Consider the following 12751-nt stretch of genomic DNA (forward strand, 5'->3'; position numbering starts at 1 on the left):
GAGTGCATGTGCCCTCAGGCCTCGTGCACTCAACGTAATCCCACGATCACGCGTCCAGCCATGGCGATCCCGGAAACGCCACCATTCGCCACCCCTTCGAATGAACTCCCTGTGACGTCCCCACGGTTCACTTGACAGATGACCAGCGCGAGTGGGCGGAGCGGTGCGTTCAGGGGCGCACATGGCTGAGCGCACCACCCAGGAGACCTCCGCACGCCGCGTGAACTCGAAAGTGGCGACGGAGAGTCACAGAACGCGTTCGCCACGTAACCACCGGCGCGCCGGACACGTTGGAGGAGGCATGGGCTTCACGATCGGCGGCATCCGGGAGATCCGCACCGGCTCGCGTCGGCGCGGCCGCTCGTCGGAGTGCACCTCCGTCGCCGAGTTCACCGGACTCTGGGGCTGGGACGTCGTACCGGGCGCGCGCGCCGCGGCGGGCGCCTGCTCATGCGGTCGCGCCGACTGCCTCGCCCCCGGCGCCCACCCCCTCGGTTTCGCTCCCCCGGTCCGGGCCGGCGCCACGCTCGACGAGGTGACCCGGGCCTGGTCGGAGTTCCCCGGCGCCGCGGTGATGCTGCCGGTCGGCCGCGCGTTCGACGTGATCGAGGTGGCCGAGTCCGCCGGGCGGCGCGCCCTGGTCCGCCTGGAGCGCATGGGCCTGCCCCTCGGCCCGGTGATCACGACCCCTGAGGGCCGCGTCCACTTCTTCGTGGCCCCCGGCACCGCCGCCTGCCTCACCGAGCTTCTCTACCGCATGGGCTGGGACGACCCGGCCTCCCTGGACCTGCGCGGCCTCGGCCCCGGCACGTACATCACGGCCCCGCCGTCCGACCGCGGCGGCCTGGGCCCGGTGCGCTGGCTGCGGCCGCCCGCCCTGGACACGGCGACGAAGCCACCGGCGGCCAGGCTGCTGCTGGGGACGCTGGCCTACGTGGCCCACCGGTCGCCCGCGTAGCCGCACGAACGTCGAGGGCACCGCCGTACGTCAGACTCCCGGCCGTACCTCAGACCCACAGCCGTACTCGGAGGCACAGCCGTGGACGACGCGGCGCCCGCCCCCGAGGTGCGGTCGGGGCGGGCGCCTTGACGGGTGCGCGGGTTGGCGCACACAGGGAACTTCCGAGGGGCCGTGCTCACTCTCCGATGAGGGCGTCAACGAACGCCTCCGGCTCGAAGGGCGCCAGGTCGTCCGCGCCCTCGCCGAGACCCACCAGCTTCACCGGCACCTTCAGCTCGCGCTGCACGGCGACCACGATGCCGCCCTTGGCCGTGCCGTCCAGCTTGGTCAGCACGATGCCGGTGATGTCGACGACCTCGGCGAACACCCGGGCCTGGATCAGCCCGTTCTGGCCGGTCGTCGCGTCGAGGACGAGCAGCACCTCGTCCAGCGGGGCGTGCTTCTCGACGACCCGCTTGACCTTGCCGAGCTCGTCCATGAGACCGGTCTTGGTGTGCAGTCGTCCCGCGGTGTCGATGAGCACGACGTCCGCGCCCATCTCCTTGCCCTCCTTGACCGCGTCGAACGCGACGGAGGCGGGGTCACCGCCCTCGGGTCCGCGCACGGTGTGCGCGCCGACCCGCTCGCCCCAGGTCTGCAGCTGGTCGGCGGCGGCCGCGCGGAAGGTGTCGGCGGCACCGAGGACGACACTGCGCCCGTCGGCCACCAGCACCCGGGCGAGCTTGCCGGTGGTGGTGGTCTTGCCGGTGCCGTTGACGCCGACGACCATCACGATGCCGGGCTTGCTGGACTCCGGCTCGGTCTTGACCGTGCGGTCGAGGTCGGCCCCGACCAGCTTGAGCAGTTCCTCGCGCAGCAGGGCGCGCAGCTCGGACGGGGTGCGGGTGCCGAGCACCTTCACCCGCTCCCGAAGCCCCTCGACCAGTTCCTGAGTGGGCTGCACGCCGACGTCGGCGGTGAGGAGGATGTCCTCCATCTCCTCCCAGGTGTCCTCGTCGAGGTGCTCGCGCGACAGGAGGGTGAGCAGTCCCTGGCCGAGCGCGTTCTGCGAGCGGGAGAGCCGGGCGCGCAGGCGGACCAGACGGCCGGCCGTGGGCTCCGGGATCTCGATCTCGGGGGCGGGCGCGGCAACGGGTTCGTCGAGGACGGTCGGAGCGGAGCCGTCCGGGAGATCCACCTCCTCTATGGTCCGGCGCGGTTCGTCGCGCGGTGTCTCGGCCTCGTCGCCGACGTGCGGCTCAGCCGGAGGGGCGGTGATGTCGGGTGCGGAGGGCGGCGGCGGTGGCAGCGACTTCGTGCGCCGGCTGCCGATGACCAGCCCGCCGAGCGCACCGAGCACGACCACGGCGATGACTACAGCAAGGATGACGATTTCCATAACCCACCCAGTATCGGCCATGGGTCCGATCGAGCCCAGCTTGTGTCTTCCTCCAAAGAGAAGGGTTCGGCTTCAGCGGTCAGGGAGCAGCCCCGCGACCGGCCGCTGACGGGATGCCCGCGCCTCTGGTTGTCTGACGGGTCGTCAGCTAACGTCGTCCCCTCTCGTCCGCTCCCCATGGGCTTTCATGCACTCGCATCCGCTCGCATCCACTCCCGTCCACCGCGTGAAGGGGGACTCCCCATGCCCGTCACGGTCGTCCGCTTCAACCTGGTCGAGCCCGGCGCCACCCCTGCCTCGCTCAGCGCCCGGTACCGGGCCGCACTGGAGATGGCCGCCTACGCCGACGAACACGGGATCACCACCGTGCAGACCGAGGAACACCACGGCGTCGGCAACAACTGGCTGCCCTCACCGTTCGCCTTCGCGGGCGCGGTGTTCGGGGCCACCCGCCGGATCGCGGTGACGGTCTCCGCGATCATCGGCCCGCTGCACGATCCGCTGCGCCTGGCCGAGGACATCGCCGTACTGGATCTGCTGAGCGGCGGACGGCTGGTCACCGTGGCCGGGATCGGGTACCGGCCCGAGGAGTACGCCCTGTTCGACGTGGACTGGAAACGCCGGGGCCGGATCCAGGACGAGGTCCTGGAGACCCTGCTGCGGGCGTGGACCGGGGAGGAGTTCACGTACCGGGGCCGTACGGTACGGGTCACCCCGCGCCCGTACTCCGACCCGCACCCGTTGCTCCTGGTCGGCGGTTCCTCGAAGGCCGCCGCCCGCCGGGCCGCCCGGCTCGGCCTGCCCTTCTTCCCCAGCGCGCATCTGCCGGAACTCGAGGCGTACTACAAGGAGCGGCTGGTCGAGTACGGCACCGAGGGCTGGACGATGATGCCCGCCGCCGAGACTCCCCTGCTGCACCTCGCCGAGGATCCGGACCGGGCGTGGGCCGCGTACGGAGAGCACTTCCTGCACGAGGCGCGGACGTACGCCTCCTGGCAGTCCGGCGACATTCGCTCGGCCGTGCGATCCGCGGCCACGACGGTGGAGGAACTCCGGGCGGAAGGCGTCTACCGGATCCTGACGCCCGAGGAGTGCGTGACCCAGGGCCTGGACAGCCTCGTCCTGCATCCGCTGGCGGGCGGGATGCCGGTGGACGAGGGGTGGCGCAGCCTGCGGCTGCTCGCGGAGCGGGTCCTTCCGGCGCTGGACGACTGATCAGGGAACACCGCCGCCCCCTGCCCGCTCGGCGGCGGAACAGGGGGCGGCGGACGGTACGGGGAGAGGGGCAGCGGGGACTTGGCCCTTCTCCCCGAGTGCGCGGGGGCTCGACGGGCGGGTCAGCCCATCTCCTCCAGGGTCTTGCCGTTCGTCTCCTTGACGTACTTGAGGACGAACGGGATGGAGAGCGCGGCGAAGACCGTGTAGATCACGTAGGTCAGGGAGAGGTTCCAGTCGGCCAGCGACGGGAAGCTCGCGGTGATGGCCCAGTTGGCGATCCACTGCGCGGAGGCGGCCACACCCAGGGCGGCGGCGCGGAGCCGGTTCGGGAACATCTCGCCGAGGAAGACCCAGACGACCACACCCCAGGACAGGGCGAAGAAGAGCACGAACACATGGGCGGCGATCAGGGCGATCCAGCCCTGGGTGGCCGGCAGCTTGCCGTCGACCAGGTCGAAGGAGAACGCCCACGCCTCCAGGCCGAGTCCGACCACCATGCCGACGGAGCCGATCAGGGCCAGCGGCTTGCGGCCGACGCGGTCCACGAAGATCATCGCGACCACGGTGCCGAGGATGTTGATGATCGACGTCGTGAAGGAGTAGAAGAACGAGTCCGTCGGGTCGACGCCGACCGACTGCCACAGGGTCGAGGAGTAGTAGAACGCGACGTTGATGCCGACGAACTGCTGGAAGACCGAGAGCCCGATACCGATCCAGACGATCGGCTTGAAGAAGAAGCCGCCGCCCAGCAGGTCCTTGAAGGACGACTTGTGCTCGCTCTTCATCGCGTGCTCGATCTCGGTGACGCGCGCGTCCAGGTCGATCTTGTCGCCCTCGACCTCTTCGAGGATCTCGCGGGCCCGCTCGTGCTTGCCGACGGAGATCAGGAAGCGCGGGGACTCGGGGATCGCGAAGGAGAGCAGACCGTAGAGGACGGCCGGGATCACCATGACGCCCAGCATGACCTGCCAGGCCTCCAGGCCCATCAGCTCGCCGCGCTGGTCGCCGTCGGCGGCGTTCAGCAGGCCCCAGTTGACCAGCTGGGAGATGGCGATGCCGATGACGATCGCGGCCTGCTGGAAGGAACCGAGGCGGCCGCGGTAGGCCGGTGGGGCGACCTCGGCGATGTAGGCGGGGCCGATCACGGAGGCCATGCCGATGGCGAAGCCGCCGACGACGCGCCAGAAGGCGAGGTCGTAGAGCGCGAAGGGCAGCGCCGAACCGATGGCGCTGATCGTGAAGAGCACAGCGGAGATCTGCATGCACCGGATGCGGCCGATGCGGTCGGCTATGCGGCCGGCGGTCGCGGCGCCGATGGCACAGCCGATCAGGGCGACGGCGATGACCTGTGCCAGGGCCGCCGAGCCGATGTCGTAGCGGCCCCGGATGGCCTCGACGGCACCGTTGATCACGGAGCTGTCGTAGCCGAAGAGGAAACCGCCCATCGCGGCCGCCGCCGCGATGAAGATGACGTGCCCGAGATGATCGGGGTGAGCCGAAGCGGCTCCTGAACTGGATGCCTGCGCTGTGCTGGTCACGTGTACTCCTCGGGCCACCGGCAACGCTGCCGGCGTGGGAACGACCCTCCGGTGGCGCCCAGCATGGGCTGCCCACCACCTGAAGGTAAAAGCAACGTTGCAGAGACTATGCCTTCAAGTTTCGAAGTCAAGAGAGGGTCTGGTGTGGGTTATGAGACCACCGGCTGACAGCTATGTGTTCAATAAGTGAAGCCATCAAGAATCGCAGGTGGCGATAGCTGTAATGCGCACGGAATTACCGCAGGCGCTGCGAGATGACCTTCGACACACCGTCGCCCTGCATGGAGACGCCGTACAGCGCGTCGGCGACCTCCATCGTCCGCTTCTGGTGCGTGATCACGATCAGCTGGGAGGCTTCCTGCAACTCCTGCATGATGCGGATCAGCCGCTGGAGGTTGGTGTCGTCGAGCGCCGCCTCGACCTCGTCCATCACATAGAACGGGCTGGGCCGGGCCTTGAAGATCGACACGAGCAGCGCCACGGCGGTCAGTGACCGCTCGCCGCCGGAGAGCAGCGAGAGCCGCTTGACCTTCTTGCCCGGCGGACGCGCCTCGACGTCCACGCCCGTGGTGAGCATGTTGTCGGGGTCGGTCAGGATCAGGCGCCCGTCACCGCCCGGGAACAGCCGGCCGAACACGCCCTCGAACTCGCGGGCGGTGTCCCGGTAGGCCTCGGTGAAGACCTGCTCAACGCGCTCGTCGACCTCCTTGACGACCTGGAGCAGGTCGGCGCGGGTCTTCTTCAGGTCCTCCAGCTGCTCGCTGAGGAACTGGTGGCGTTCCTCCAGCGCGGCGAACTCCTCCAGGGCGAGCGGGTTGACCTTGCCGAGCTGCTGGTACGCACGCTCGGCCGCCTTCAGCCGCCTCTCCTGCTCCGCCCGGTGGAACTGCCTCGGCCGGTTGCGCGGGTGCTCGGGGTCCTCCGGCAGCTCCTCGCCCTCGGCGGGGGGCGAGGGCGGCACCAGCTGGTGCGGGCCGTACTCGGCCGTGAGTCCCGCCGGTTCCACACCGAACTCCTCCAGCGCCTTGGTCTCCAGCTGCTCGATCCGCAGCCGCTTCTCGGCGCCGAGTACCTCGCCCCGGTGGACTGAATCCGTCAACTTGTCGAGCTCCGCCTTGAGATCGCGCCCCGCGGTGCGCGCGGCGGTCAGCTCCTGCTCCCGTCGGGCCTTGGCGGCCTCGGCCGCGGTGCGCTCCTCGCCGGCCCGCGTCAGGGAGACCTCGACGTGCGCGAGCAGTTGCCGGGCGCCGGAGGCCACGGCCTGCGCGACGGCGGCCTCGTGTCTCAGGCGCGCCCGCCGCTGCTCAGCGCGGGCGCGCGCCTCGCGTTCCGCGCGGGCGGCCCGGTCGAGTGAATCGGCCCGCCCGGCGAGCCCCTTGACCCGTTCCTCGTGCGTACGGACCTGGAGACGGGCCTCCATCTCGGTCTGCCGGGCGTTGGCCCCGTCGGCGGCGAGCCGGTCGCGCACCGATGTGTCGGGTTCCTCCTCGACCGGCATCTCCTCGGCGACGGCGAGCCGTTCGGCCAGTTCCTCGACGTCCTGGAGGGCCTTGTCGAGCGCCTCCTGCGCCCGAGCGGCGGCGGCGACGGACCGCTCGGCCTCGCCGGCGGCGCCACGCGCCTGCCCGGACAGCCGCCCCAACTGCTGGGCCACCGCCGACTTCTCCCGGTCGGCGGCCCGGCGCCGCTCCCCCAGTTCCTCGACCCGCGCGGCACACTCCCCACGCCGCTCCACCGCCGCGTGCTGCGCCTCGGTCAGCGCCTCACACCGCACGGCCAGCTCTTCCAGCTCGGCGGCCGCCTCGTCCACGGATGCCTGCACTTCGAGCAGGCTCGGCGCCCCGGCGGACCCGCCCTGTGCGAAGTGCGCGCCCAGCAGGTCGCCCTCGGCGGTCACCGCGGTGAGGTCGGGCCGCGCGTACACCAGATCCTCGGCGTCCTCGAGGGTGCCCACGACGACGATCCCGCGCAGCAGACGTCGTACGGCGGGCATCAGGTCGGCGGGGGCGCGGACGAGGTCGGCCGCGTACGGCGGCCCCTCGGTCCGGGCCTCCCGCGGTACGTCGTCGGCGGCGCCGCTCAGCAGCAGCGCCGCCCGCCCCGCGTCCTGCTTGCGCAGCAGGCGGATGGCGTCGGCCGCGGCCGACGGGGTGGTCACCGCGAGGGCGTCGGCGGCGGCACCGAGGGCCGCGGCCAGGGCGACCTCGTGTCCCGGGGTCACGGTGAGCAGTTCGGCGGCCGGGCCGAGCAGTCCGGCGAGGCGGTCCTTCGCCGCGAGCAGCGCGCCGGTGCCGTCCTTGCGCCGCAGGCCCAGCGCCAGCGCCTCGTGGCGGGCCTGGGTCGCGGCCCGGCTGCGTTCCGCCGCGGTGACCGACTCCCGGGCCGCGGTGAGCCCGGCCTCGGCCTCGGCGAGTTCACGCTTGGCCACCTCGTGCCGCTCGGCGAGTTCGGCGTCGCCGGCGTCGAGTCCGTCGACCTCGGCCTTGAGGGCCTCGTACTCCTCCTGCGCGGCGACGGCCCGCTCCTGCGCCTCGTCCCGTGCGGCGGCCAGCCGGTCGATCTCGGCCTGGGCGGAGCCCGCCCGCGAACGGGCCGCGTTGACCTGGCCGTTCAGCCGGGCCAGTCCCTCACGGCGGTCCGCGATGGCCCGGGCCACGTCCTTGAGGCGCCGTTCTTCCTGGGCGAGTTCGCGCTCCAGTTCGGAACGGTGCGCGACCGTGTCCTCCAGGGCGTGCTCGGCCGCCTCCAGGGCCGCCTCCAGTTCGGCCTCCTGCTCACGGATCCGGGCGGCCTCGCGTTCCATGTCCTCCGGGTCGCGTCCCCGTCGTTCCTCGGGAGGCGCGGAGGTGGCGCTCTTCACCCGCGCCTCGGCCAGCGAGATGGTGCCGCGCACCCGCTCGGCCAGCTGTGACAGCTCGTACCAGGTCTGCTGGGCGCGCTGGAGACGGGGCGAGAGCTGCCGCACCTGGTCCTCCAGGAGTGCCTCGCGCTGCTGGGCCCGTTTCAGCTCCAGCTCCGCGGTCTCCTTGCGCTCCTTCAGCGCGGCCTCGTCGGCGACCTCGGCGCGCAGCGCGTTGTGCAGCCGTACGAGGTCGTCGGCGAGGAGACGCAGGCGGGCGTCGCGGAGGTCGGCCTGGATGACGGCGGCCCGTCGGGCGACCGCGGCCTGGCGGCCGAGGGGCTTGAGCTGGCGCCGCAGTTCGTCGGTCAGGTCCTGCACGCGCGCGAGGTTGGCCTTCATCGCGTCCAGCTTCCGCAGCGCCTTCTCCTTGCGCTTGCGGTGCTTGAGGACGCCCGCGGCCTCCTCGATGAAGGCGCGGCGGCCCATGGGGTCGGCGTGCAGGACGGAGTCGAGCTGGCCCTGGCCGACGATGACGTGCATCTCGCGGCCGATGCCGGAGTCGGACAGCAGTTCCTGGATGTCGAGGAGCCGGCAGGTGTCACCGTTGATCTGGTACTCGCTGCCGCCGTTGCGGAACATGATCCGCGTGATGGTGACCTCGGCGTACTCGATGGGCAGCGCCCCGTCGGAGTTGTCGATGGTCAGGGACACCTCGGCGCGGCCCAGCGGGGGGCGGCCGGTGGTGCCGGCGAAGATGACGTCCTCCATCTTGCCGCCGCGCAGCGACTTGGCGCCCTGCTCGCCCATGACCCAGCTGAGCGCGTCCACCACATTGGACTTTCCCGAGCCGTTCGGTCCGACGACGCACGTGATCCCCGGTTCGAACCGGAGTGTGGTCGCCGAGGCGAACGACTTGAACCCCCGGAGGGTCAGGGCCTTGAGGTGCACGCCGCTGGACTCTACCTTCCGGGGGTGCCTCACTCCATGAACCCGCGGTTTCACCCATGAACATGCAGGGCACATCAGACGTTGAAGAGAGTGAAAGAATGCGGGGGCAAAAAAGGCGGGGGAAAGAAAGAAGGGACGCCGAAGCGTCCCTTGCAACTCTGACAACTTAGCGGTTGATACAGGCTGCCCAACCACTGCGTGAGCTGTCGTGGAGCGATGCAGTGATCAGGTGAGCGCGGGCTCCGCCTGGTGTGCGTCGATGCTCTCCATGATCCTGTCGTGAGAAGCGGCAGCCGCGAGCGCGTCGTTCTCGGCCTGGATCCGTACAAGCTCGGATTCCAGGTCTTGGACGCGCTGCTGGAGCCGTCGCATCTCGGCGAGGAGTCGAGGGTCGGAGCCGCCGACGTAACCGAGAAGCGCCTTTGCCATGATGGATGGGCCTCCACACTGAGTGACCGACCGAAGCGGTGTGGGTCGTGAGGGATTCGCACCCGCGGTGCTTGGCACTGTTGAGTTGTGCTGCCGTTCATCCATGCCAAACAGCTGAGGTGCGCGGGGTGCTTTCAGCGTCTCACCAAAAAGTTTGACGGTCAACACGATCACACCCCGTATTGGCGGCAACCCGGATCCGCGCGGCCTGGAACGGCGGCGCTGCGGCTCCCACGGGGCCCTCGGAGCGAGACGATCATCCTTACCCGGCGAGCCTGCCACCGCAAGCGGTTCTTGGCAACCACCAGGCTTTTTCTGCTCCGGGCAGGTGCCAGTGGCATGCCCCTCCGCTTCCGCCTGGGCTGTTTGACTGAACGGGTCAGCGGATGGCGAACCCGTCGTAGCCCCCGCGCGGTGTGTCCCAGATCTCGGTGACACCAGCCACGTGCCCGGGCGTGTCGTCTCCCTGGAGCCAGTCGAGGAGACCTTGACACCCGGCGGGCGGGCCCTCGGCGACCACCTGGACCCGGCCGTCGGCCAGATTGAGAGCAAAACCACTCAGGCCGCCGATCTCCAGCGCCTTGGCCCGCGTGAACCAGCGAAAACCCACACCTTGGACGCGTCCCCGCACCCAGGCAACCAGCCGTACATCGTCACTCATGAGTGCAACCTAGCCGCGCAATGTCCCCTCGGACACTTCCTCCTCCGGCGCCATGCGGTACCGTCCCCACCCAATGAATCTCATATGAAACTCACATCGTGTGAGTTTTGTGACCTTGGTTGACCGGGGGGACGCGTCGACCGCACAGGACGAGGAAGGCAAGGACATGGGACGCCACCGACGCTCCGCCGCCGGCCGCGCCGCCACCAGCCGCGCCACGGGGGTCGCACCATCGCACGGCTCGTACCGGGGCAGCCACGACCCGCAGGACTCGTACAGCTTTGACTACGGGTCGCGGGATTCTTCTGTTCAGGACTCGCAGTACCCGTACCCCCAGGACCCGCGGGATCCGTACGCCTCGGACGGCCACCCGGGAGGCGGCACGGCTCCTTATCGTGACCTCGAGGCGTACACCGAGACCTCCGCACGCAGTGCCGCCTACCTCTTCGCGTCGGAGGAGGACTACGCCACGGTTTTCGGCCCCGACCCCGCGTCCCCTCGCGGCGGTGGCTTCACGCCTGACGGAGGTTCCCGGTCCGGGCGGTCGCGGCGCCGCAAGAGGAGGACGTCGACGCCGGTCAAGACCGGTCTGCTCGGGGTCTCCGCGGCGGTCGCGCTCGGGACGGTCGCGGTCGCCACGGGCGCGGTGCCCGGCCTCGACAACTACCGGCTCGGCGGCGACACCAACAGCGGCGGCGGCAACGTGCAGGCCGCCGGAACGCCGACCAACATCCCGGTCGAGCAGGGCGGCACCTCCGGCAGCGCCGAGAGCCGCGAGGAATCCACCTCGACCAGCCGCGGCGGCGCCGACCGCTCCCTCTCCCCCACACCCTCCCCCTCCACGTCGTCGGCTACGGCCTCGCCGACGCCCACCAAGGCGCCGCCGACGAAGCCGGAGACCACGCCAAGCAAGGTGCCCCAGGCCCCGGCTTCGCGTGCGGCCACCAAGGCGCCGGAGCACACCAGTGCCCCGGTGGCCGTGTCCGCCGAGAACCAGGCCGCGGCCCAGGTGCTCAAGCTCGTCAACCAGGAGCGGGCGAAGGTGGGCTGCAGCGCGCTGTCCGCCAACAGCGCGCTGTCCGACCTCGCCGAGGACTTCAGCGACGCCATGGCCAAGCAGAAGTTCTTCGACCACACCGATCCGAGCGGCGCGACGCCCTGGGACCGTGCGGCGAAGGCCGGGATCAGCGATCTCGGCGGCGAGAACATCGCGCGGGGGCAGGCCACCGCGGCCGCGGTGATGAAGGCCTGGATGAACAGCCCCGGCCACAAGGCCAACATCCTCAACTGCGACTTCAAGACGTTGGGGGTCGGCGTGCACTTCGGGTCGGGCGGTCCGTGGTGGACGCAGGACTTCGGGTACTAGCACCAGACCGGTTGCACTAACTCCCAGTTAGTGCAACCTGTCGGTTAGCGCTGTGTTCGCGTACGCTTGGGGGATGGACATCACCCAGGAGCGCGCGGAGGCGCAGGACCTCCCGTACAACGTGTTCGCCAAGGCCTGTCCCTCGCGCGGCACGCTGGAGCACGTCACGGGACGCTGGGGCGCGCTCACGCTCGGCGCCCTGCAGGAGGGCTCGCTGCGCTTCAACGAGCTGCGCCGCCGGGTCGACGGCGTGAGCGAGAAGATGCTGTCCCAGACACTGCACGCGCTGGAGCGCGACGGCCTGGTGCACCGGGAGGCCCAGCCGACGAACCCGCCCCGGGTGGACTACGAACTGACCCCGCTCGGCCACGAGGTCGCCCAGCGTCTGCTGGCCCTCATCCACTTCGTGGAGGGCAGGATGGACGAGGTCCTGGTGGCCCGGGAGCGTTACGACGAGACCCGCGGGGCGCGCTGACAGCGCGGGCAGAAGTAGCTGGACCGGTTCATCCACGGCCGTCGGCGCATCGGGGTGGCACAGCGTTTGCAGGGCAGGCCCGCCCGCCCGTACGCGTCGAGCGACCGGTCGAAGTAGCCCGACTCGCCGTTGACATTGACGTACAGGCTGTCGAAGCTCGTGCCGCCGACGGCGAGGGCCTCGTTCATCACGTCCCGGATGTGGCCGAGGAGTTCGGCGGTGCGCGGACGGGTGAAGTGCGCGGTGGGGCGCTCGTAGTGGATGCGGGAGCGCCAAAGGGCCTCGTCCGCATAGATGTTGCCGACGCCGCTGATCAACGACTGGTCCAGCAGGGCCCGTTTGACGGTGCTGCGCTTGCGGCGCAGGGCCTGGTGGAAGGCCTCGTCGTCGAAGAGCGGGTCGAGGGGGTCGCGGGCGATGTGCGCGATCACGTCGGGCAGACCGTCGGGGCTCGTCTCGTGCAACGACAGGCCGCCGAAGGTGCGTTGGTCGACGAAACGGAGTTCGGTGGACTCCTCCGCGGAAGCGTCCGACGTCGGCGTGTCCGCGAAGGTCAGCGTGTCCGCGAACCGGACCCGGATGCGCAGGTGCTTCTCGTCGGGCGCCGCGTGCGGCTGGACCAGGAGCTGACCGCTCATGCCGAGGTGGGCCAGGATCGCCTGGTGGGTGTCCTCCAGGGGCAGCCACAGATACTTGCCGCGGCGGCTGGGGGTGCCGATGCGGTGGCCCTTGAGACGGTGCGCGAAGTCGTCCGCTCCGGCCACGTGACGTCGTACCGCACGCGGATGCAGCACCTCGACCTCGGCGACCGTACGGTGGGCGACCCACCGTGCCAGGCCGCGCCGGACGACCTCGACCTCGGGCAACTCGGGCATGGGGCTCCCCCGTCACGAACCGGTGTATGAGGCGAGCGCCCACCCCGGGACAGAATCCCA

At 70.5% G+C, this 12751-nt stretch carries 10 protein-coding genes; 4 read left to right on the plus strand and 6 right to left on the minus strand.

What is annotated here, in order from left to right:
* The first annotated feature begins 301 nt into the window (after nt 1–301).
* Nucleotides 302–958 (plus strand): bifunctional DNA primase/polymerase, encoded by a 657-nt coding sequence (locus tag ACFYRY_RS19270; protein WP_389146656.1) that lies wholly within the window; start codon nt 302–304, stop codon nt 956–958.
* Between the two features lie 178 nt (nt 959–1136).
* Here ACFYRY_RS19270 and ftsY read toward each other — a convergent pair whose 3' ends face one another.
* Complete coding sequence (gene ftsY, locus ACFYRY_RS19275; RefSeq protein ID WP_389146659.1) at nt 1137–2339, minus strand: signal recognition particle-docking protein FtsY; 1203 nt, start codon at nt 2337–2339, stop codon at nt 1137–1139.
* A gap of 243 nt (nt 2340–2582) precedes the next feature.
* On the opposite strand from ftsY, the gene ACFYRY_RS19280 reads away from it, so the two are divergent.
* Nucleotides 2583–3554 carry an LLM class flavin-dependent oxidoreductase gene (locus ACFYRY_RS19280; RefSeq protein WP_389146662.1) on the plus strand — a complete coding sequence of 324 codons (972 nt, stop codon included), beginning with the start codon at nt 2583–2585 and terminating at the stop codon, nt 3552–3554.
* A gap of 122 nt (nt 3555–3676) precedes the next feature.
* Here the strand turns inward: ACFYRY_RS19280 and ACFYRY_RS19285 are convergent, their stop codons facing one another.
* The 4 genes from ACFYRY_RS19285 to ACFYRY_RS19300 form a co-directional block, all read right to left on the minus strand.
* Nucleotides 3677–5095, minus strand: a complete 1419-nt coding sequence (locus ACFYRY_RS19285; RefSeq protein ID WP_389146665.1) for a sugar porter family MFS transporter — start codon at nt 5093–5095, stop codon at nt 3677–3679.
* A 235-nt stretch (nt 5096–5330) separates the two neighbouring features.
* Nucleotides 5331–8885 (minus strand): chromosome segregation protein SMC, encoded by a 3555-nt coding sequence (gene smc / locus ACFYRY_RS19290; RefSeq protein ID WP_389146668.1) that lies wholly within the window; start codon nt 8883–8885, stop codon nt 5331–5333.
* A 225-nt stretch (nt 8886–9110) separates the two neighbouring features.
* The gene (locus ACFYRY_RS19295; protein ID WP_016432419.1) at nt 9111–9314 is read right to left on the minus strand and encodes a hypothetical protein; all 204 of its coding nucleotides are present in this window, start codon (nt 9312–9314) and stop codon (nt 9111–9113) included.
* 379 nt (nt 9315–9693) lie between these two features.
* A complete protein-coding gene (locus ACFYRY_RS19300) occupies nt 9694–9975 on the minus strand; it encodes an acylphosphatase (protein WP_356767488.1) in 282 nt (93 codons plus the stop codon).
* A 166-nt stretch (nt 9976–10141) separates the two neighbouring features.
* On the opposite strand from ACFYRY_RS19300, the gene ACFYRY_RS19305 reads away from it, so the two are divergent.
* Together ACFYRY_RS19305 and ACFYRY_RS19310 are read left to right on the plus strand one after the other, a co-directional pair.
* Entirely contained in the window at nt 10142–11341 is a 1200-nt protein-coding gene (locus ACFYRY_RS19305; protein ID WP_389146671.1) for a CAP domain-containing protein, read from the plus strand.
* Nucleotides 11342–11414: 73 nt separating this feature from the next.
* Complete coding sequence (locus ACFYRY_RS19310) at nt 11415–11816, plus strand: winged helix-turn-helix transcriptional regulator (RefSeq protein WP_389146674.1); 402 nt, start codon at nt 11415–11417, stop codon at nt 11814–11816.
* Here ACFYRY_RS19310 and mutM read toward each other — a convergent pair.
* The gene (mutM, locus tag ACFYRY_RS19315; protein ID WP_389146677.1) at nt 11789–12691 is read right to left on the minus strand and encodes a bifunctional DNA-formamidopyrimidine glycosylase/DNA-(apurinic or apyrimidinic site) lyase; all 903 of its coding nucleotides are present in this window, start codon (nt 12689–12691) and stop codon (nt 11789–11791) included. The two genes, ACFYRY_RS19310 and mutM, sit on opposite strands and share 28 nt — an antisense overlap.
* Nucleotides 12692–12751: the final 60 nt, after the last annotated feature.

The sequence above is a fragment of the Streptomyces sp. NPDC005263 genome (genome assembly GCF_042872365.1).
GTDB lineage: Bacteria > Actinomycetota > Actinomycetes > Streptomycetales > Streptomycetaceae > Streptomyces.